At 28.6% G+C, this 20,583-nt stretch carries 17 protein-coding genes and 1 pseudogene; 14 read left to right on the forward strand and 4 right to left on the reverse strand.

Annotation, left to right across the window (positions count from 1 at the left end; genetic code table 11):
- From RR409_RS14345 to RR409_RS14380, 8 genes and pseudogenes are all read left to right on the forward strand, one after another.
- On the forward strand, positions 1 to 550 hold a 550-nt coding region (locus RR409_RS14345), incomplete at its 5' end, for a hypothetical protein (RefSeq protein WP_332558455.1).
- 53 nt (positions 551 to 603) lie between these two features.
- The gene (locus RR409_RS14350; protein ID WP_332558456.1) at positions 604 to 1,704 is read left to right on the forward strand and encodes a glycosyltransferase family 2 protein; all 1,101 of its coding nucleotides are present in this window, start codon (positions 604 to 606) and stop codon (positions 1,702 to 1,704) included.
- A gap of 80 nt (positions 1,705 to 1,784) precedes the next feature.
- Entirely contained in the window at positions 1,785 to 2,858 is a 1,074-nt protein-coding gene (locus tag RR409_RS14355) for a glycosyltransferase family 2 protein (protein WP_332558457.1), read from the forward strand.
- Positions 2,859 to 2,923: 65 nt separating this feature from the next.
- Complete coding sequence (locus tag RR409_RS14360) at positions 2,924 to 4,015, forward strand: glycosyltransferase family 2 protein (protein WP_332558458.1); 1,092 nt, start codon at positions 2,924 to 2,926, stop codon at positions 4,013 to 4,015.
- A gap of 142 nt (positions 4,016 to 4,157) precedes the next feature.
- Positions 4,158 to 5,228: a glycosyltransferase family 2 protein gene (locus tag RR409_RS14365; protein ID WP_332558459.1), complete on the forward strand. Its 1,071-nt coding sequence runs from the start codon at positions 4,158 to 4,160 to the stop codon at positions 5,226 to 5,228.
- 453 nt (positions 5,229 to 5,681) lie between these two features.
- Positions 5,682 to 6,254, forward strand: a pseudogene (locus tag RR409_RS14370) (peptide-methionine (S)-S-oxide reductase); the annotation flags it as partial.
- Between the two features lie 1,200 nt (positions 6,255 to 7,454).
- A complete protein-coding gene (rpsA, locus tag RR409_RS14375) occupies positions 7,455 to 8,624 on the forward strand; it encodes a 30S ribosomal protein S1 (RefSeq protein ID WP_332558460.1) in 1,170 nt (389 codons plus the stop codon).
- A gap of 126 nt (positions 8,625 to 8,750) precedes the next feature.
- Positions 8,751 to 8,921 (forward strand): hypothetical protein, encoded by a 171-nt coding sequence (locus RR409_RS14380; RefSeq protein ID WP_332558461.1) that lies wholly within the window; start codon positions 8,751 to 8,753, stop codon positions 8,919 to 8,921.
- Positions 8,922 to 9,268: 347 nt separating this feature from the next.
- On the opposite strand, the gene RR409_RS14385 is transcribed toward RR409_RS14380, so the two are convergent.
- Together RR409_RS14385 and RR409_RS14390 are read right to left on the reverse strand one after the other, a co-directional pair.
- Positions 9,269 to 10,270 (reverse strand): P1 family peptidase, encoded by a 1,002-nt coding sequence (locus RR409_RS14385; protein ID WP_332558462.1) that lies wholly within the window; start codon positions 10,268 to 10,270, stop codon positions 9,269 to 9,271.
- A 95-nt stretch (positions 10,271 to 10,365) separates the two neighbouring features.
- Positions 10,366 to 10,959 carry an ECF transporter S component gene (locus tag RR409_RS14390; protein WP_332558463.1) on the reverse strand — a complete coding sequence of 198 codons (594 nt, stop codon included), beginning with the start codon at positions 10,957 to 10,959 and terminating at the stop codon, positions 10,366 to 10,368.
- A 674-nt stretch (positions 10,960 to 11,633) separates the two neighbouring features.
- Between RR409_RS14390 and RR409_RS14395 the strand changes: the two genes are divergently transcribed.
- Positions 11,634 to 12,107 carry a UPF0158 family protein gene (locus tag RR409_RS14395; RefSeq protein WP_332558464.1) on the forward strand — a complete coding sequence of 158 codons (474 nt, stop codon included), beginning with the start codon at positions 11,634 to 11,636 and terminating at the stop codon, positions 12,105 to 12,107.
- A gap of 38 nt (positions 12,108 to 12,145) precedes the next feature.
- Here RR409_RS14395 and asnB read toward each other — a convergent pair whose 3' ends face one another.
- Positions 12,146 to 14,035, reverse strand: coding sequence for an asparagine synthase (glutamine-hydrolyzing) (gene asnB, locus RR409_RS14400; protein WP_332558465.1), 1,890 nt, complete (start codon positions 14,033 to 14,035; stop codon positions 12,146 to 12,148).
- A gap of 337 nt (positions 14,036 to 14,372) precedes the next feature.
- Between asnB and RR409_RS14405 the strand changes: the two genes are divergently transcribed.
- The 4 genes from RR409_RS14405 (at position 14,373) to iadA (ending at position 18,572) form a co-directional block, all read left to right on the forward strand.
- Positions 14,373 to 14,933, forward strand: coding sequence for an MEDS domain-containing protein (locus RR409_RS14405; protein ID WP_332558466.1), 561 nt, complete (start codon positions 14,373 to 14,375; stop codon positions 14,931 to 14,933).
- A 374-nt stretch (positions 14,934 to 15,307) separates the two neighbouring features.
- Positions 15,308 to 16,000 (forward strand): peptidylprolyl isomerase, encoded by a 693-nt coding sequence (locus RR409_RS14410; RefSeq protein ID WP_332558467.1) that lies wholly within the window; start codon positions 15,308 to 15,310, stop codon positions 15,998 to 16,000.
- Between the two features lie 309 nt (positions 16,001 to 16,309).
- Positions 16,310 to 17,188 carry a hypothetical protein gene (locus tag RR409_RS14415; RefSeq protein ID WP_332558468.1) on the forward strand — a complete coding sequence of 293 codons (879 nt, stop codon included), beginning with the start codon at positions 16,310 to 16,312 and terminating at the stop codon, positions 17,186 to 17,188.
- A 208-nt stretch (positions 17,189 to 17,396) separates the two neighbouring features.
- The gene (gene iadA / locus RR409_RS14420) at positions 17,397 to 18,572 is read left to right on the forward strand and encodes a beta-aspartyl-peptidase (protein WP_332558469.1); all 1,176 of its coding nucleotides are present in this window, start codon (positions 17,397 to 17,399) and stop codon (positions 18,570 to 18,572) included.
- Positions 18,573 to 18,677: 105 nt separating this feature from the next.
- Here the strand turns inward: iadA and RR409_RS14425 are convergent, their stop codons facing one another.
- Entirely contained in the window at positions 18,678 to 18,881 is a 204-nt protein-coding gene (locus tag RR409_RS14425) for a DUF378 domain-containing protein (protein ID WP_332558470.1), read from the reverse strand.
- Positions 18,882 to 19,088: 207 nt separating this feature from the next.
- Between RR409_RS14425 and purB the strand changes: the two genes are divergently transcribed.
- The gene (gene purB / locus RR409_RS14430; RefSeq protein WP_332558471.1) at positions 19,089 to 20,519 is read left to right on the forward strand and encodes an adenylosuccinate lyase; all 1,431 of its coding nucleotides are present in this window, start codon (positions 19,089 to 19,091) and stop codon (positions 20,517 to 20,519) included.
- The last annotated feature ends 64 nt before the right edge of the window (positions 20,520 to 20,583 follow it).

Here is a 20,583-nt window from a genome sequence, read left to right on the forward strand (position 1 = left end):
AGGACAAAGTTGTTCTCAATATTGTTGTGAAAGAACGTTAGATTTCTTAAATGGGTTGTTAGATGTTATACCAGCTGATGGAATAGCAGCAAATATTTATATGGAAGGTAATACTGGAAACGATAGAATTGAAGTTTTATTAAGACCTATAAACACAGTTGACAATGGAATATTGTTAACTAATGTTAGAAATATGCAAGGTGGCGTAGGAGATTCAGTTTCAATTAATATTTGTAATATAAGACAAATTGAGCTTCCAGGATCAATTATTACAATAAATCAACCAGTTCCACCACCAGTTCCACCAACCTTCAATATAACCGTTTCAAATACACCACCACCAATGGGCTGTTTGAATCTAGTTGCAATAAGAGATTTACTATTATTAAATTCTGCAAATGATCTTGATATAGACTTCACTAATTTTAATATCAATTCTAATATCAATGTAATATCTATAGTGAATGGTATGGCAACATTCCTAGAAAATAACGGTAATGACACAATTTTCTCAGCATATTGCTATATCAATGCCATAATTCCACAATAGTTAAAATAGGATACCCTTATAAGGGTATCCTTAATTATAGGAGATGATAAGTAATGATTACAATTAGTTTATGTATGATTGCTAAAAATGAAGAGAACTGCTTAGATAAGTGCCTACATTCAGTGAGTGATATAGTTGATGAAATTATAGTAGTGGATACGGGATCTACAGATAATACAATCAATATTATAAAAAAATACGCAGACAAAGTTTATAATTTTAAATGGATAAATGATTTTTCAGCAGCAAGAAATTATTCATTTAGTCAGGCTACAAAGGAATATATTTTATGGTTAGATGCCGATGATCTTCTTCTAGAAGAAGATAGGATAAAGTTAATAGAATTAAAAAATAATTTAGATAGCTCCATAGATTTTGTAGGAATGATGTATGACTACTCATTTGATGAAAATGGAAAATGTAGTTATTCCTTCAGAAGAAATAGACTTGTTAAGAACTTTAAAGGTTTCTATTGGGATTGTTTTATGCATGAAAGATTAAATGTTTGGGGTAGTAATAAAGATTATGATATTCACATAACTCATACGAGAAAACACGACAACACTGAAAGAAATGTTGAAAATTTCAGAAGGAAAATGTTGGAAAACTACTATTTAAATCCACGTGAAACTTATTATTATGGTGGTGAACTTTATGCTGGTGGATATTATGATGATGCCATTAGAGTTTTAGAAGACTTCCTTACAAAAGAGTATGATGATAATTATGATAAAATCAACGCATTAACTAGTCTATCAAGTTGTTATAGTATTAAGAGAGACTATGGTAAAGCTATAGAATGTTGTTTGAAAACTTTTAATTATGCTGTTCCGAAAGCTGAGATTTGTTATAAGTTAGCCTCTTATTTTCAATCTTTAAAAAGATATTATGAAGCAATATTTTGGTTTAAATCAACCTTAGAGGCAGAATCACCTAATAGTAATCTAATGAAAGTCGATGCTAATTGGATAAATTATTTACCACACCAACAGTTATGTTGTTGTTATTATGAAATAGGGGATATTGAAAATTCTAATAAGCATAATGAAATGGCTGCTAGGTATATTCCAAATGATCCATATGTACTTCAAAACAGAGAATTATTTAAAGGGTTGGGTTTGACAGAAGCAAAGTCTTATAATAACAATAATTAGCTTCTATATCAATAAATGCTAGAGGGTTCTACACAAAGTAATCTGTTTGAAGAAGTAAAAGTAATAATGAGGAGATAAAAATGATTACAATTAGTCTTTGCATGATAGTAAAGGATGAGGAACATTGTATAGGAAACTGTTTAAACTCTGTGAGGGATGTCGTAGATGAAATCATAATTGTGGACACTGGTTCAATGGATAAAACAAAAGAAATAGTTAAGGAATATACAGAAAAAATATATGATTTCCAATGGATTAATGATTTTTCAGCAGCAAGAAACTACTCCTTTAATTTAGCTACATGTGAATATATCCTTTGGCTAGATGCGGATGATGTAATATTAGAAGAAGATAGAAGTAAATTAAAGCAATTAAAAAATACATTAGATAAGTCCATTGATTATGTAAATATGATTTATGATATTACTTTTAATAAAGAAGGTAAATGTAGCCTTTCCACTTTAAGAGAAAGATTGGTAAAAAACTTTCAAGGTTTTTATTGGGATTGCTTTATGCATGAGAAGTTAAATGTGTGGGGTGAGGGGAAATATGTAGATATTCACGTAACTCATAAGAAAAATCACCATGAAAATAAGAGGAATTTAGAAAACTTCCAAAACAAGATGAAAGAAGGTTATTTCTTTAACACTCGAGAAAGTTACTTCTATGGTTCAGAACTTTTTTTAGGCGGGTATTATGATGATGCAATACGGGTCCTTGAAGACTTTACCAATAAGGATTACAATAATAACTTTGAAAAAATAAATGCGTTATTAATGTTAAGTGATTGTTATGATACAAAACAAGAGTATAAAAAAGCTATAGACTGCTGTTTTAAAACTTTTTCTCATGACATCCCTAAAGTTGACGTTCTTTATAAGATAGCAAATTTATTTCAAAGGTTAAAAAAATACCAGGAAGCTATTTTTTGGTATAAAGTTCTTCTGTCTTTAGGTTCCATAGATGATAACCTGAAGAATGAGGAGTTTGGTTGGGTAAGATACTTGCCACATCAACAGTTAGTTTTATGTTTTTATGAAAGTGGAGACATTGAAAGTGCAAATTTCCATAATGAAATAGCTGCAAAATATTTACCGATAGATTCTAGTATACTGCATAATAGAGAATTTTTTAAAGGGCTCTTAAAAATCTAATACAATTACGATTTAAAAGAAAATTATTTCAAAAAACAAAGTATTAATATAGGGGAGTAATTTAAATGATATCAATTAGCTTATGTATGATTGTTAAAAATGAAGAAAAATTGCTTTCTAAGTGTTTAGACGGGATTAAGGAATTAGTTGATGAAATAGTGATTGTTGACACAGGTTCTACCGATAGAACCATTGAAATAGCTAAAAAATATACAAACAGTATTTATAATTTTCAGTGGGTTAATGATTTTTCAGCTGCAAGAAACTTTGCTTTTAGTAAAGCAACAAAAGAATATATATTTTGGTTAGATGCAGATGACATTATTACTGAAGATAATAAAGAAAAGTTTAAAACTTTAAAACAGGAGCTATCTAATGATATCGATTATGTAACTGCCATATACGATTATTCTATTAGTGATGATGGTAAGGTCCTTACCTCCTTCAGATTAAACAGAATAGTAAAAAACTTTAAAGGATTCTATTGGCATAATATAATTCATGAGGACTTAATTGCATGGGGAAATAAAATTGATAGCGCCATACATTTGACACATTTAAAGAATCATTACGATTGTGAGCGAAATATTAATTTTATTAGACAGAAGATGAATTCCGGTTACTTCTTAACTCATAAAGAAAATCTCCTCTATGGACAGGAACTTTTTTATGCTAAATATTACGATGATACCATAAGAGTGTTTAAGAACTATCTTAAACACTTAGAGGGTACTCTTTCTGATAGAAGATATGCATGCAGAATGCTCTCAAATTGCTACGATATTAAGGGTGATTATGAAAATGCTTTAAGCTATCTCATTGACTGCTTTAAATATGGACCTCCTTACGATTATGAGCTATATAAATTAGCTACATTTTTACAAAGTGAAAAAAGATATGAAGAAGCTATATATTGGTACAAACACCTAATATCCTGCCCAGATCTTAATAATGACTATGAGAATTGGATAAAATATTTACCTCACCAACAATTATGTTGTTGCTATTATGAATTAGGAGATCTCGATAATTCTAACAAACATAATGAAATGGCAGCTAATTTCAATCCCAATGACCCATATGTAGTTGAAAATAGACAGCTGTTTAAATCATTAGGTTTCAATAATGATATAGAAGATACAGGCAAGGATAATTAATTTTCCTCAACAATCGAATAGAGAAATATAATTTTTAATAATTATAGAAATGAAGAAATTCATTTTGTTTAGCCACTTATGGAAGGAGATTTATTCTTACATAAGTGGTTATGGTATATTAATCAATTATAAGGAGATAAGAATGATTACTTTAAGTATATGTCTAATTGTTAAAAATGAAGAAAGAGTTTTAAAAAACTGCCTTGAGTCTATACACGATATTGTAGATGAGATAATAATTGCAGATACTGGTTCAAGTGATGAAACAATAAATATTGCCAAAGGTTATACAAATAAAATATATGATTTTCCATGGATAAATGATTTTGCTGCTGCAAGAAATTTTTCTTTTAGTAAAGCTACCTGCGATTATATATTTTGGTTAGACGCTGATGATATACTAAAAGAAGAGGATAGAGAAAAATTGAAGTTATTAAAAAGAACTTTAGATTCTTCCTATGATGCTGTTTCAATGAAATATCACTACTCTTTTAGTGAAGCAGGTGAACCGACTTTAACATTTAGAAGAAATAGAATAGTTAAAAGAGAGAAAAACTTTAAATGGTATGGTTTTATTCATGAATATATTGCTGTAGAAGGCAAGATATTGGAAAGTGATATTAACGTATCTCACATGAGAGTTCACGGTAATAGTGACAGAAATCTTAACATTTTTAAAATGAAGATAAAACAAGGGTATAAGTTAACCTCCAGAGATACCTATTACTATGGAAAGGAACTTTATTATCATGGACTGTATGATGAAGCAATTTCAGTTCTAAGTAAAGTAGTTAAAATGGATGGATGGTATGAGGAGAAAATACAAACGTTAATAACTCTAGCTGATATATATATGACTAAAAGCTTATTTAGTAAATGCAGAAAATATTGTTATGAAGCTTTCGATCTAGATACACCAAGAGCTGAGGTGTTGTATAGAATAGCGTTAAGTTATCAGGAGGAAGAAAAATATTCTCAAGCTATATCCTGGTATGAGCTTATACCACATCTAAGATTACCTATGGATGATAGCGTGTTTATATATAGTGAGTATTGGACTTGGCTACCCCACCTACAACTATGTGTATGTTATTATAATATTGGAGATACAAAAAAATCTTTTGAGCACAACGAAATAGCCCGTAATCTAAACCCTACAAATGCAAGTATATTACAAAACGTAGAGTTTTTTAAAACTATAGATATATTTTAGGTTTGAAACTATTTTTACAAACTTTGATTTGATTCTGTTAGCAAAGATAATATGCTAACAGTTTTTTCTTTTTATATAATTATAAATATTTATCAATATAAAATTATAAATATAAATTTAATCTTATAAAAAGGCATCTCAAATTTATTTATTTGAAATGTTATCTGTATCCAATATACCGCATTATAAACATATATTTATATGAATTTAATTCTAATATTATTAATGTTTTTGATGAGAGCTTATCATAACCTAGTTGTTATATTTTTATTTATTTACATGATTTATAGAATTTATATAATAAATATTGATAAAATGTTTATAACTATTTATATTAACATTCGTAATTAGGAGGAGTAAATAATGAAAACAGAACTTATATCTGAATTTAACCATGAAGTTTCTAAAAATTTAAAAACAGCAACTCTTGCAGTAGGCTGATTTTGGACTCCTGAAGCCAAGTTTGGCTTAGTGAATGGAATATACAGAACTAGAGTAGGATACTGTGGTGGAAAAGAAGAAAACCCAACCTATAAAAATATTAAGGACTATACTGAAACCTTTGAATTTGATTATGATGGAGAAGTAATAGATTTTGAGACCATTATTAATACCTTTTGGTATAGTCATACTCCAGAAAATAAAAGTGGGAAAACACAATATAAGTCTATTATATTTTACAGAAATGATGAAGAGAGGATTATAGCTGAAGAAAGTAAAAAACAGTTCGAAATGATTACGGGAAAGTCTTTTAGCACAGAGATCAAACCAATCAGTAGATTTTATCTAGCAGAAAATTATCATCAAAAGTTTTTTTTACAAAATGTAGTATCTTTAAGAGAAGAATTTATTAAACTTTATCCAAGTTTTATTGATTTTATAAATTCCACTGTAGCAATGAGAGCAAATTCTTACTGCAAGGGTAATGGGACCCTGGAAATGCTTATGAGAGAAGTTAATTCATTTGGACTCTCTTCAAAAGGTATCAATACCCTAAAAGATATTGTTGAAGGATATGGTAGGTAATTTTATCTTTGGTTTTATTCTTTTTTAGTATATAATACAAAATTTATAATCAATTTATTTTTTATAATATAAAGCATATTACAGTTAATCAATCAAAGTGGTGCATAAGTGTTTTTATTAAATCTTTTACAGGTTTTATCAATTAATAAAGCGTTTTAGGATACTATTTAAAGTATAAGTGAAAACATTATTAAGATTTATAATAGACCAATAACAATCTATTGACACTCCTATAGGGTGTGATATTATATTATTGTATTATTCATTTAGCTAAATATAAAAAATTATAATAAAGATTTTTTATATTCGCATACTAATAAGGTGTTACAAAAATAATACAAAATAATTATAAAGTGAGGTACAATATATGTCAGTTGTTAAGATGAGTGAAAATGCAGCTAAAGAATTTAAACAATTTTTAGTTGATAATGAAGTAACTGCAGATGTTATAAGATTACATTTTGCAGGTATGGGTTGAGGCGGCCCAACATTTAATCTTGTTCTGGATGAACAAAAATCAGAAGACAATATTGAAACAATCGATGGCTTAACTTTTTTAGTTGATAAAAAAGTTACTGAACAATTTGGAGCTCTTCAAATTCTATCAGGTGAGGAAAATGGAAGAGGTGGATTTTCTGTTGAACCTGAAAAACAAGGTGAGAGCGGCGGTTGTTCAACATGCACTAGTTGCGGTTAATTAAAAGAACAAAACAATTTGTGTTATTTTTCATTTTTAATAATAATAAGATTATTTAACATAAGTTATATATAGCTTAATAAAAAACTCGAGAGGAACTAAACTGTTTCTTCTTGAGTTTTTTATTGAAGAATTTTAACATTTTTATACCAAAAAAGTTTTAACTACATCAGAAGAACTTATCTGGTAGCAATATAAATTATGAAATACCTTTTGATTAACATAAATGAGCAACAAAATTGCCTAATAATTTAAGTATATAAAATTATCAGTTTTAATACTTAAATAGTCTGTGGTTAAATATAATACATCCTGATACTAAAAGCTGCATATAAAATTAAGCAAATTGATATATAAACTTATTCTATAGCATTTTACATTTTTTTAGACTCTTTAATTAAGTGAAATTATGATACATAATAAATAATAAAGTTGAAAACACATACAATATGACTATATACTGTTTATATAAGAAATTTTATACAATTGTTAGGAGTGTTATTATGAATGGTGAAAGCAAAGAGCTCTCAATGAAAGATTTTTTAGAGGATATTGATAATTCCTTTAAACCAGTTAGAAGTGGAGATATATTAAAAGGTAAAGTAATATCAATACATGATGATGGAGTAATAGTTAACATCAACTATATGTATGATGGATTAATTCCTAAGAGTGAAATATCTCTTGATAAGGAATTTGATATTTATGAAAAAGTGATAATAGGGGAAGACATTAATGTATATGTAATTAAAACCAATGATGGGGAAGGTCATGTTTTATTATCTAAGAAGATTGCTGACAGTATTGTGGTATGGGATGATTTAGAAAAAATATATAAGAACTCAAATGTAATAGAAGTTACTGTTAGTGAAGTTGTTAAAGGTGGATTAGTGTGTTACTTTAAAGGCATAAGAACATTTATTCCTGCCTCTCAACTATCATTAAGTTTTGTTCAAGATTTATCTGTTTATATAGGAAAGACCTTACAAGTTAGAATAATTGAGTTAGATAAAGAGAAGAAAAAAATTGTATTATCGAAAAGGGTTATAGACGAGGAAAATAAAAAATTCTTTGAAGAAAATTTATTGAATACACTAAAAGTTGGAGAAATAAGAAATGGTAAGATATCTAGACTTGCAAAGTTTGGTGCTTTTGTAGATCTAGGTGGTATAGATGGATTAATTCATATTAACGATTTATCCTGGAGAAGAACTATAAAACCAGAAGATGTTGTGTCTGTTGGTGATGAAGTACAAGTTTACATTTTATCTTTGGATAAAGAAAATAAAAGAATTGGTCTATCACTTAAGAAAACTATAGATGATCCATGGAACACGATAAATAATAATATTAAAGTGGGCGATATAGTATCAGGAAATGTTGTTAAAATTACTAATTTTGGTGCTTTTGTGGAAATCTACGAAGGAATTGAAGGACTTGTGCACTTGAATGAAATAACTGAGGAAAATATAACTAAAGTAGAGGATAAAATAAAAATTGGTGATAAAGTAAAAGTAAAAATATTAGATATAAATAGTGAAAATAAAAGAATCTCTCTTAGTATAAAAGATGCTATTGAAAAAAATAAAGAATATGAGAAATATAATGATAATGATGAAGTTACACTCGGAGATTTATTAAGTGAAAAACTTAAAAATTTTAAATTTAACTAATTTATAAAAAACTTTAAAAAAATTACTGTTAATCCAATTACCATCATGTGAGATAACTTTTGCTTAGTATCAAAATTATGCTTTTGTACAAACTATTATTGAAAACATTTTAAGGAGGTCATAATCATGGCAAAAGCAGGAATGAGAAGACCAGCTCCAGAACAACCACATGGTACAGAAAGCAATACTAAGCAACATTATGATAAAAATCAATTTCACCCTGTGCCAGAAATTCAGGGTAAAGCGAAAGCAGGGCATGAAAAAGCCAATCCAATAAAGTATGATGGAAAATGGTAATTAGAGTTTGATTATGACAAAAGATAGCTAACCAGATAACAAATAAGTTAGAATGGAAAAATGTACTTATCAAACTCCAATATCAGAAGAAAATTATAGTAGAAATAAAATTTCTAAAAAAATCTATAAAACACAATTACGTTTAATATCTATCTTTGAACTCTGCAATACAAAATATTGCAGAGTTTTTTTATGAATATTACAAGGCTAAGTTATGATTCTGAAAAGCTTTCAGCTATTTATAAAAAATGACTCTCTCTATTTGTTGATATAGGCTTGTTAAACACATCAATAAATAAGGAAATCATTTAATATAGATGGTGAAAATTTAACACATAGTAAGATTTTTAGTCTACATTATCAAAAGCAGACTTAGAAGTTAAGTGAGGCAAATCCTTATAGGCTATATATCCAGAAATACTATTACAGTTTTTAATAGCATTTATAACAGCTTTCTCCATTGCTCTAGTTGCTAAGAAACCTACAACATTTATATCGCTTTCAATTTTGTTTGTAGCCATGGTAAAGATTGTATCACCATCAAACATGGTATGTGCAGGTCTAATAGTCCTTCCAAACCCATTGTGAGCAATCGATGCTACTTTGTTGGATTCAGCTTTAGTTAGTTTAGCATTAGTTACTACAATACCTATAGTGGTATTACCGTTGAACCTATTTATTTTTTCACTATATTGCTTTAACATTAATTGTTCTGTGTCTAAAAAGGTTGATTTATCATTGGCTAATGCTCCAGCAATTATGCGCCCACTCTGGGGATCTATAATATCACCTAAGGCATTTACCGCAACTATGGCCCCAACTTGTAAATCACCTATTTGAAGAGCTGCAGAACCTAATCCACCTTTCATAGAGTTCCTTGGCCCCATAACTTTTCCAATGGTAGCACCTAATCCTGCACCTACATTACCTTGAAGATCACATTTTGTATTTTCAGCATTTTTACAAGCCACATATCCCATATTTTTATCTGGCCTAATCTTATGATTCCCTATAATTAAATCAAAAAGTACTGCTTGACATACAATTGGGACCTTAGTTACTCCGACATCAAATCCAATGCATTTTTCTTCAAGATATTGCATAACTCCACTAGCTGCATCAAGGCCAAAGGCACTTCCCCCTGAAAGTACTACACCATGAATTAATTGAACCATTTCCATAGGATTCAAAAGATCTGTTTCTCTTGTTCCAGGTGCACCACCTCGAACAGCTACTCCTCCGCTAGCTCCAGTCTCACATAGTACAACGGTACAACCTGTTATTCCTTCCATATTTTCAGCATGGCCTACCTTTATTCCATCAATATCTATAAATTGAATATCTTTCATTTAAAACACCTCTAACTATATTCTTTCCTAAGTTCTCATAATATAAAACTCCTAGTTAAGTGTAATACCTAACTAGGAGAAGTAATGTTATATTTTTATTTAATTACTTTTCTTAGAGCTATAATTACTGGTATAGTAATCAAAGCAGATATGATAGCTTCTGCTACACCATTAGTGCTAGCTGTTGTTAAAAAGGTTATTCCTACAGCTGTTTTTGATATTTTCATAACTTCTGCTAATCTTTCTCCATAAAGTAAGTAACCTAAACCTAAAACACCCACAGTGTTTATAAGGGAACCTATAACTGATGCAATGCCGATTCTAATATTTACAGTTTTAAGCTTAATTATCTTATAAACGTAATAACTTCCTACACCTATTAGTATCCTTGGTAAAATTGCAATTATTGGATTCATAAATAAGAATGCAGTAAGTGACGGATTAGAAAAAGCTCTAATCATACTAAAAATTCCAAAGATTAACCCCACAAGAGCTCCAACAATAGGTCCTTGTAGAATAGCACCAATGATTACGGGTACGTGCATTATAGTTGCATTCATGAAAGGTAGTGGAATAAATCCTAAAGGTGTCATTCCTAAAACCATTGAAACACCTGAAAGCATACCTACTACAGCAAGCTGTTTTGTGCTAAGTTTAGCACCATGAGTTACAGATAAATTGTTTTGCATAAATAAATCCTCCCATTCTTATTCCCGTAAGGGATATAATTCGGTTTAATAAAAAGTATAAGAAGCGTTCAGTTCCATAAGGATACCGACATTGTTATTTTATCATGTTAAGAAAAAAAATCAATAGGACAAGATATAAATTTGTTTAATAAGAAACAAATAATCCAGAATTTATCAAATAAATGACTATAATTATTAAAATTTTTCTTCACACAAATGATTCTGAAACATCATAAGTAATGTGATGTTTTTATGAAATACAATTATTTAAGAAATATTTGTATTTATTGGCTGATGGGGTTACATTAAGTGCAACTTTAGTTTGAAAACTAACAATAAGTAATTGAATCAGAGAGTCATATTGCTGTAATCAGTTAATAACTAATCTATATAGTATATGCATTCAAATTCCTTTGATGATGGTGCATTTTATATATATTGAAGACACTTTCTCAGTGTTATCAATTTTACAAATAACATCTCCTTAAAATTCATATCATAATAATTGTATCAAATAGGACTAAAAGAGTAACTATTTATTTAAATATTAGTAAAATTTTCCTAAATATATTTCGACATTTTACATACAATTTAAAAATTATGTTATAATTATTTTAATAATAAGTTTAAGAGAATATTATAATAAAATATTATTATATTTTAGTGAGGTTATGATGAAAAAATTACATATTGATATGGATTTGCTTTTAGAACTAAGTTCTGAAGATACAAAAGGTGAAGGTGAGAGTTATCTTAATATTGAATCTGGTGATTTTAGTTATATACCTTTAAATGTACTAAATGCCATTGAAGATAGCTCAAAATTGTTCGAACTTGAAGAGTGGGAAAAGGAGTTAATACAGGAAGCTCAGGATATTAATGATGATCCAGAAAAATACCTATATATATCAACTATAGATGAAGAATTTATTTTATCTATTATGAAAGAGTATATACTTTCAGTAAATGATATAAACTTAAGAGAAAAGTTACATAATTCTCTTAATGATGGAAATTATAGTCATCTATTTAATTCTGTTCTTATTAAGTATGGTGACATAGACAGTTTTTATGATTTTAAAGATTATAAATGTAATGATTATCTTGAAAAATGGCTTTTAAAAAATGGTATTGAAATAGCTAAATAATAAAACTCTCCTAATTTTATTAGGAGAGTTTTATTAGTTTAATACTTATCTATTGCAATTTCCTTTTCGGTTAGAAATGGAGTTTTGTTTTCAATAAATATTTTATGCCAAATTAAGAAAACAAGAATAGTCCATATCTTTCTACTTAAATCAAATGGACCTTTTCTATGATCTTCTAAAAGTCTAAGTGCTGTATCTTTATTTATAAATTCATCAGCGTTACTTTCTCTAATTACATTAACAGCCCAACTATAAAGTTCATCCTTTAACCATAAACGAATTGGTACAGGATAACCTAGTTTCTTTCTATCAATTGCTGTAAGATCAAGCTCTGATTTAAAAGATTCTCTTAGTAAGTATTTAGTTACATGGCCATTAATTTTTTCGTCAGCAGTTAATTTTGATGCTACTCTAAATACTTCTTTATCAAGAAAAGGTACTCTTAATTCCAATGAATGTGCCATTGTCATTCTATCAGCCTTAACTAAAATATCACCAGTAAGCCAAGTGTTAAAGTCTACATATTGCATTTGAGTTATTGGATCATAAATTTTTGCTTTATCATAGATATCCTTAACAGCTTTAGGAATAGTGAAAGTAGAGTTAAAATTATTTAATATAGATTGCTTTTCATTATCTAAGAAGATTTTAGCATTTCCAACATATCTTTCTCTCATTGGAGTGCAGCCTCTTTCAATAAAGCTTTTACCTCTAGTTCCCTCTGGGATTAAGGATGCTCCTGATTTTAAAATCTTTTTAACAACCGAAGGCATATAGTCAAACATCTTAAGTGAATTTGGCTCATGATAAATTGTATAACCACCGAAGACTTCATCTGCACCTTCACCAGATAAAATAACAGTTACGTGCTTAGCTGCTTCTTGAGCAATGAAATATAGAGGAATTGCAGCAGGATCAGCTACCGGTTCATCCATATGCCATATTATTTTTGGTAGTTCATTGGCGAAATCTTCATGAGTTATTATTCTACTTATATTTTCAACACCAAGTTTATCCGCTGTTTCTTTAGCTAAATCTATTTCTGTATAGCCTGGTCTGTCAAAACCAATAGTAAAAGTTTTTAAATCAGGTTTGTATTTCTTTGCTAAAGCAGTAACTACAGTTGAATCAATTCCCCCTGAAAGGAAAGATGCTACGGGGACTTCAGCTTGCATGTGCAATCTTACAGATTCATCTATAACCTTTCTAATTTCCTCCATCTTTTCGTCTTTTGGTCCTGGAGTAGGGTTAAATTTAATTGAATAATAGTTATTGATCTCGTGAGGTTTACCATACTCTTTTCTTATAGTATGTCCTGGCTTCAAAATACTTACATCTTTAAGCATGGTCTTTGGTTCAGGTACAAACTGAAATGTAAGATAATTATGAAGAGCTTCAGTATCTACTTCTCTATAGGTCGTATCTTCATTGCAATGGAAGCTTTTAAGTTCAGAAGCTACATAAAGTCCATTTTCATTCTCTACATAATAGAAGGGCTTGATTCCAAAAGGATCTCTAGCTCCAAAGTATAATTTATTTACTTTATCCCAAATTATGAAGGAAAACATTCCTCTAAGTTTTTCAACAAATTTTTCTCCAAAATGTTTATATAATTTTGCTAGAACTTCAACTTCTGAATTAGTAGTAAATTCATAGCCTTCCTTTATTAATTCATCCCTTAAATAAATATAATTATAGATTTCTCCATTAAATACTATTTCAAGTTCATTATTATAGGAATAAGGTTGTCTTCCGTTTGCCAGGTCTAATATACTTAGACGTCTGAATCCAAGGTAAATTAAATCATCCATATATTCACCATCTTGATTAGGTCCTCTATGAACAATAGTTTTTCTCATTTCTCTTAAAGATTCTTTACTTTTGTCCTCTATAGTTGAATTACTAAAAAAGGTTACAAATCCACACATTGTCTTTCCTCCTCAGCGGCAGTAATTATCAAAAATATATACGAAGAAATTTTATAACATACATCATTAACCGTCAATATTAATACGCCACTATTTGTATTTTTGTCCTTAAATTATAAAATATTCTACCACATAGTATAACATATTTCCTTATAAAAAGTTGTGATTTTATTTTTATTTTAAACAATTCAATAAAATTGTGATATATGGTGTCAAAACAGCATATAAATTAGGTGAAAAGAATAAATGGTAATAAAAGGTAATCCATGGTAAAAGTAGAATAATAATATATATGAATACCATTTATTTACATATTTGATTTAAGGAGAGAAGATTTATGAGCATGAACTTAGGAAAACACATTTCGTTTTATTACTACGGTGAGGACCACATGATAATTAATTTATATAAATATATAAAAGAATCAATTAAAAACAATAATTTTGTGTTTTTAGATATCGAGGATTACGCTTTTGATTTATTACTAGATAGCTTAAATGAAACAGAAAAATATATGGTAGGAAAAATTAATATAGAAAATATAATTATAAGTAATAATAAAAATAACAGTGAATTTATAAGAAAATGTTTATTAAACTACAAGCTCCAAAAAAAAGAACAAGGATTCACAAATGTAAAATTTATATTTGATGCAAGAAAAATTATTGAGAATACAAGTAAAGAACTATTTAAATCCTTTGCAAGTTATTGTTTTAATATTATTGAAAGCGAGAAGATAGATATACTAACAGTTTATGATTTTGGGGAATATATGTCTAAAGGAAAGTGTATAAATGATGAGATAATCAGAGTATCCTATGTAGAACACAGTCATAGAATGTTTGCTAATGAAGTGTTGTCTATTAGTGAGTTCGAAAACGAAAAACATCTGGCCTAAATAGTGCAATTAATGGATTTATGCAATCACAATTAAAAAAATATTATTTCATATAACATAGTATTAATATAGGAGAGTAATCTAAATGATATAATCTAGATTATGTGTAATTTCTACATGGCGAGTTAATATATACTTAACCTCAGTTATTAAGCTTATTTTTGATTATTAGAACTAAATGATTTAGCGTTCACTTTAATAAACCGCTTAATTAACAATGAATTAATTTTATAAAATCCTATATATATGAAGTGGCACATAAATTTGTGTAAACTTTTTTAATAGAGAATGCATTTCACTCAAAGGTTATTGAACTTCTAAGAATGTTTTGCTAGCATAGAAACTGTCTATACTATAAACAAGGAGTGATTTATATGAAAATTAAAAAAGTATTTAAAGTATTTATAATTATGTTTATTTTGAGCGTCTCTTTAGTGGGGTGCACTACTAAGCCTGAAGGAAATACTACTTCCAATACCGATAGTAATAATACAAATACTTCTGGAAATCTAAACAATTCACCTACAGAGAAAGGTGTCAATGATAAAAATCCCGTAGCAACAATTAAAATGGAAGATGGTAAGGTTATTACAATTGAGTTATATCCAGAAGTAGCTCCAAACACTGTTCGAAATTTCATTTCATTAGCAAATAGCAAGTTCTATGATGGATTAATTTTTCATAGAGTAATCCCTGGCTTTATGATACAAGGAGGAGATCCTAAGGGGAATGGAACTGGTGGACCTGACTATTCAATTTTCGGAGAATTTAGTAGTAACGGGTTTAACAATCCCACAAAACATACAAGAGGAGTTATATCTATGGCAAGATCTAAAGATAAAAACTCAGCTGGAGCACAATTCTTCATAATGCACGAAGATTACCCTAGTTTAGATGGTGAGTACGCTGCTTTTGGAAATGTAATTGAAGGAATGGAAGTTGTTGATGAAATTGCACAAGCAGAAACTGCTTCTAATGATAAGCCAGTAAAAGATATAAAAATTAAGAGTATAACAGTAGAAACATTTGGTGTGAAATATAAAGAAGTCGAAAAGTACACCAAATAACTGCTTCCTCTTTTTGAAGAATATATAAGTTCAATTTTAATATAACTTTTCTATCTTATTTATCTTTGTCTTCAATAAAACTAAGTATTAACATCACAATATTTTATAAAAAGGTTTATTCAATATAATAAAAGTTATATTGAATAAACCTTTTATATTTTACACATTGAATCTCATTGGATATTATGTTATAATATGTATACGTGATGTAAACATATTATAAATGTTGGTATACACCAGTAAATCAAGGTAAACAATTGTATACATAATGCTTTAAATATAAAATTGTACATAAAAGGAGAAATAACTATGGATTCAATATTTAGCGTAAGAATTAGTGATGAATTGAAACAAAGGTTTATGGAAATAGCCCAAGAACAAGGTATTAATAACAAAGATTTGATGGAGCAAATAATTAAAACCTATGAATTAGATAATGCTAAGGAATTAAATGTAAGTGTAAAAAATGATATAGAAGAACTACAAAGTATAACCAGTAGAATGGTAGATATATATTTAAATATTATTGAAAAGAATAAAATTAAAAATACAGAATTAACTAACATAATGAAGGATAAAATAGTTCTAGAAGAAGGGAAAATAGAAAAATTAAATGTTGATAAAGAAAATCTTAAGAATGAATTGAAAGATTCTATTAAAGAGAATAGTGAATTAAATAATGAAATAAAATCAATTAAAGTGAAACTAAAAGAAGCTGAAGATACTTTAAAGGAATTTAAGCAATTAAATACTATGTTAAAGGAAAAGAATGAAGTGCTTAGCCAGGAATTAGTTAACTATGAAAATTATAAAGATAAAAATATATTATTAGAAAAAGAGTTGAAAAGCATTCTTAAAGAAAACCAAAACTTGAATAATTCAATTAAAGATTTAGATTCTAATAACAAACTTCTAAAAATAGAGTTAGAGAACCATAAGAATGACTTTAATGCAAAGATGAGTACATTAGAAAACAATTATAAGATTTCACTAAAACAGCAGGAAGAAAGCTTAAAGATAGGTTTTTCAAAAGAGGTTCTTATTTTGGAACAGAACTACAATGAAAAAATTAGTAGTATCAGAAATACATACGAAGAGAAAATTTCAAAATTATTCAAAGAAAGGGAAGAAGATTCATATAAGCTAAGAAGCTTTTTATTAGATAATAAATCTACGAATGATATATAACTTTCTCAATTAAATAAAGTTAAAGAAAAAGCTTAATAATATTAATGTGATAATTCAATAAGCGAAATTAATCGTAGGAAATATGAAAGCTAAAAATTAATAAATACTTCTTTGAAAATATCATTTGATTCTATTGAATTATTTGCGAATTTAAAGACATTCTATGTTAAATAGCTTTAATTAAACATGAAATGAAAGGAGACTTATAATGCTGACACTTATTAAAAACGGAATTGTTTATTCTCCAGATTATATTGGTAAGAAAGATATTCTAATTTGTGGAGAAAAAATTGGCTACATAGATAATGAAATTCACATTAGCAATATTAATGTTCCTGTTGAGATTATTGACGCAGAAGATAAGCTTATATTTCCAGGTTTTATTGACTCCCATGTACATATTTTAGGTGGTGGTGGTGAAGGTGGCTTCAAAACAAGGACTCCTGAAGTAACACTTTCTACGCTTACACTTTCTGGTGTAACTACAGTTGTTGGATGTTTAGGGACTGATGGAGTAGCTAGAGATATGAAATCTTTAATTGCCAAAGCCAAAGCCTTAAAAGAAGAGGGTATTTCTTGTTATTTATATACAGGTTCTTACGAAGTTCCAGTAAAAACACTAATGAACAATATCCGAGAAGATATTATGCTTATTGAAGAGATAATTGGAGTGGGGGAAGTAGCGATTTCAGATCATAGATCTTCTGCACCAACAATTAGTGAATTATCAAAAGCAGCTGCAGATGCAAGGGTTGCTGGAATGCTTTCAGGAAAATGCGGTATAGTTAACATTCATGTAGGTGATGGAGAAGATAAGCTGGATATGTTAAATGAAATTATTGAAACTACAGAAATTCCAATGTCTCAATTTGTCCCTACCCATATTAATAGAAATAAATCCTTATTTGAGGAAGGTATCAGATATGCTAAAAAAGGTGGTCTAGTTGACTTTACTACTAGCTCTACACCTCAGTTTCTAGAAGATGGTGAAGTAAAGTGTAGTAAAGGTCTTAAAATAATGCTTGAAAACGGTGTTAACGAAGAGAAGATTACTTTTACTTCTGATGGGCAGGGGAGTTTACCACTTTTTGAAGGGGGAGGAAAGTTTTCAAAGCTTGAAGTGGGAACTTCTCACTCTCTATATAAAGAGGTGAAAGATGCCATAAAAATCGAGGGTATTCCTATTGAAAAAGCAATAAAAGTTATAACTTCTAATCCTGCAGAGAACCTTAAACTTTATCATAAGGGTAAAATTGAAGTTGAAAAAGATGCTGACTTCGTTATTGTTGAAAAGAATTCTTTAGAAATCGAAACTGTAATTGCTAAAGGTAAAATTATGGTGAATAACAAGGAAGCTGTAATTAAAGGCACTTTCGAAAAATAAATTTTATTTTTGAATCAATAAAAAGAGCCTGTACAAAGTATAAGCTCTTTTTATTTTATGAAGAAATAAGAAAATCTTTTATTAAGGTTTAATCAAGATAATAGATTACTTTCTAAGACAGTACAAGAATCTTATTAAGTTAATTCCAGCTAGTCCAACTAAAATATACACCATTCTAGCTAATACTGGTAAGAATCCAAGTAAAAAATGAACTAGATTAAAATTTAGTATACCAAGCAATCCCCAGTTTATAGCCCCGATGATTACTAAAAGAAAAGATATTTTGTCTAATAAGCTAACCTTATACATATATGTTTCACCCCTTAAATAAAATAAATAAATATATATTTTTTCTAATATATATATATGAGTAAAATGGAAACAATAGTACATAATGTTACAAATAAAAAATTTAAGAATCTATTAATAACGAACAGAAAGTATGTATTTTGACTAAAAGTATGTTATAATAGTGAATGATTTTATGAAAAATTATATTTTTGTACGGAGGTTATTATGAGAGATACATATAATTCACCATTAAATACAAGATATGCCTCTAAAGAAATGAGTTATATCTTTTCAGACCAAATGAAGTTTAAAACTTGGAGACAATTGTGGGTAGCTTTAGCAGAAGGAGAGAAGGAGTTAGGGCTAAATATTACACAGGAACAAATTGAAGAACTTAAAAATAATATTGAAAATATAGATTTCAAAATAGCTGAAGCTAGAGAAAAGGAAGTAAGACATGATGTTATGAGTCATGTATATACTTATGGCTTAGTTGCGCCAAGCGCAAAAGGAATAATACACTTAGGAGCAACCAGTTGCTATGTAGGTGATAACACAGATCTAATAATTATGAGAGAAGGACTGTACTTAATTAGAAAGAAGCTTATTAATGTAATTAGTCAGTTGTCTAGTTTTGCATTGAAATATAAAGATTTACCAACTTTAGGTTTCACTCATCTTCAACCTGCACAACTAACCACTGTAGGAAAAAGAGCTACACTTTGGATTCAAGAATTACTTATGGATTTAGAAAATATTGATTTTGTAATAGACACTATGAAATTTAGAGGAGTTAAAGGCACAACAGGAACTCAAGCTAGTTTTATGACACTATTTGATAATGATGAAGAAAAGGTTAAAAAATTAGATAGTATAGTTTGCGAAAAAATGGGCTTTAAGGCATCTTATCCTGTAACTGGGCAAACATATTCAAGAAAACTAGATTCTATTATATTAAACACTTTATCTGAAGTAGCTCAAAGTGCTTATAAGTTTAGTAATGATATGAGACTACTACAAAGTATGAAAGAGTTAGAAGAGCCATTTGAAAAAAATCAAATTGGATCATCAGCCATGGCATATAAAAGAAATCCTATGAGAAGTGAAAGAATTAGTGCTCTATCAAGATATATAATTGTAAATGCATTAAACCCTGCAATCACAGCTTCTACTCAATGGTTTGAAAGAACTTTAGATGACTCTGCGAATAAGAGGATTTCCGTAGCTGAAGGTTTTTTAGCCTTAGACGGAGTATTAAACTTATACTTAAATATTACATCTAATATGGTTGTATATCCTAAAGTTATTGAGGCTCATGTTAATAATGAAATTCCATTTATGGCTACTGAAAATATATTGATGGAAGCAGTTAAACGCGGTGGGGATAGACAGGAACTACACGAAAGCATTAGAATTCATTCTATGGAAGCTGCTAATAGAGTAAAAGAATTAGGTGAAAATAACGACTTAATAGAAAGAATTATAAATGATAATACGTTTAAGTTATCTGCTGAAGAAATACTATCTATAATGGATCCTAAAAACTTTATTGGAAGAGCTCCAGGTCAAGTAATAGATTTCATTGATGAATTTATTAAGCCAATCCTTGAGATGAACAAACATTTACTTGGTGAAGAGGCGGAAATCAATGTTTAGATTATAATTTTAGAAAGACTTTAGTAAAAATATTTACTAAAGTCTTATTTTTAAAAGGAATTTG

The sequence above is a fragment of the Clostridium sp. genome (assembly GCF_036642255.1).
GTDB lineage: Bacteria > Bacillota > Clostridia > Clostridiales > Clostridiaceae > Clostridium_J.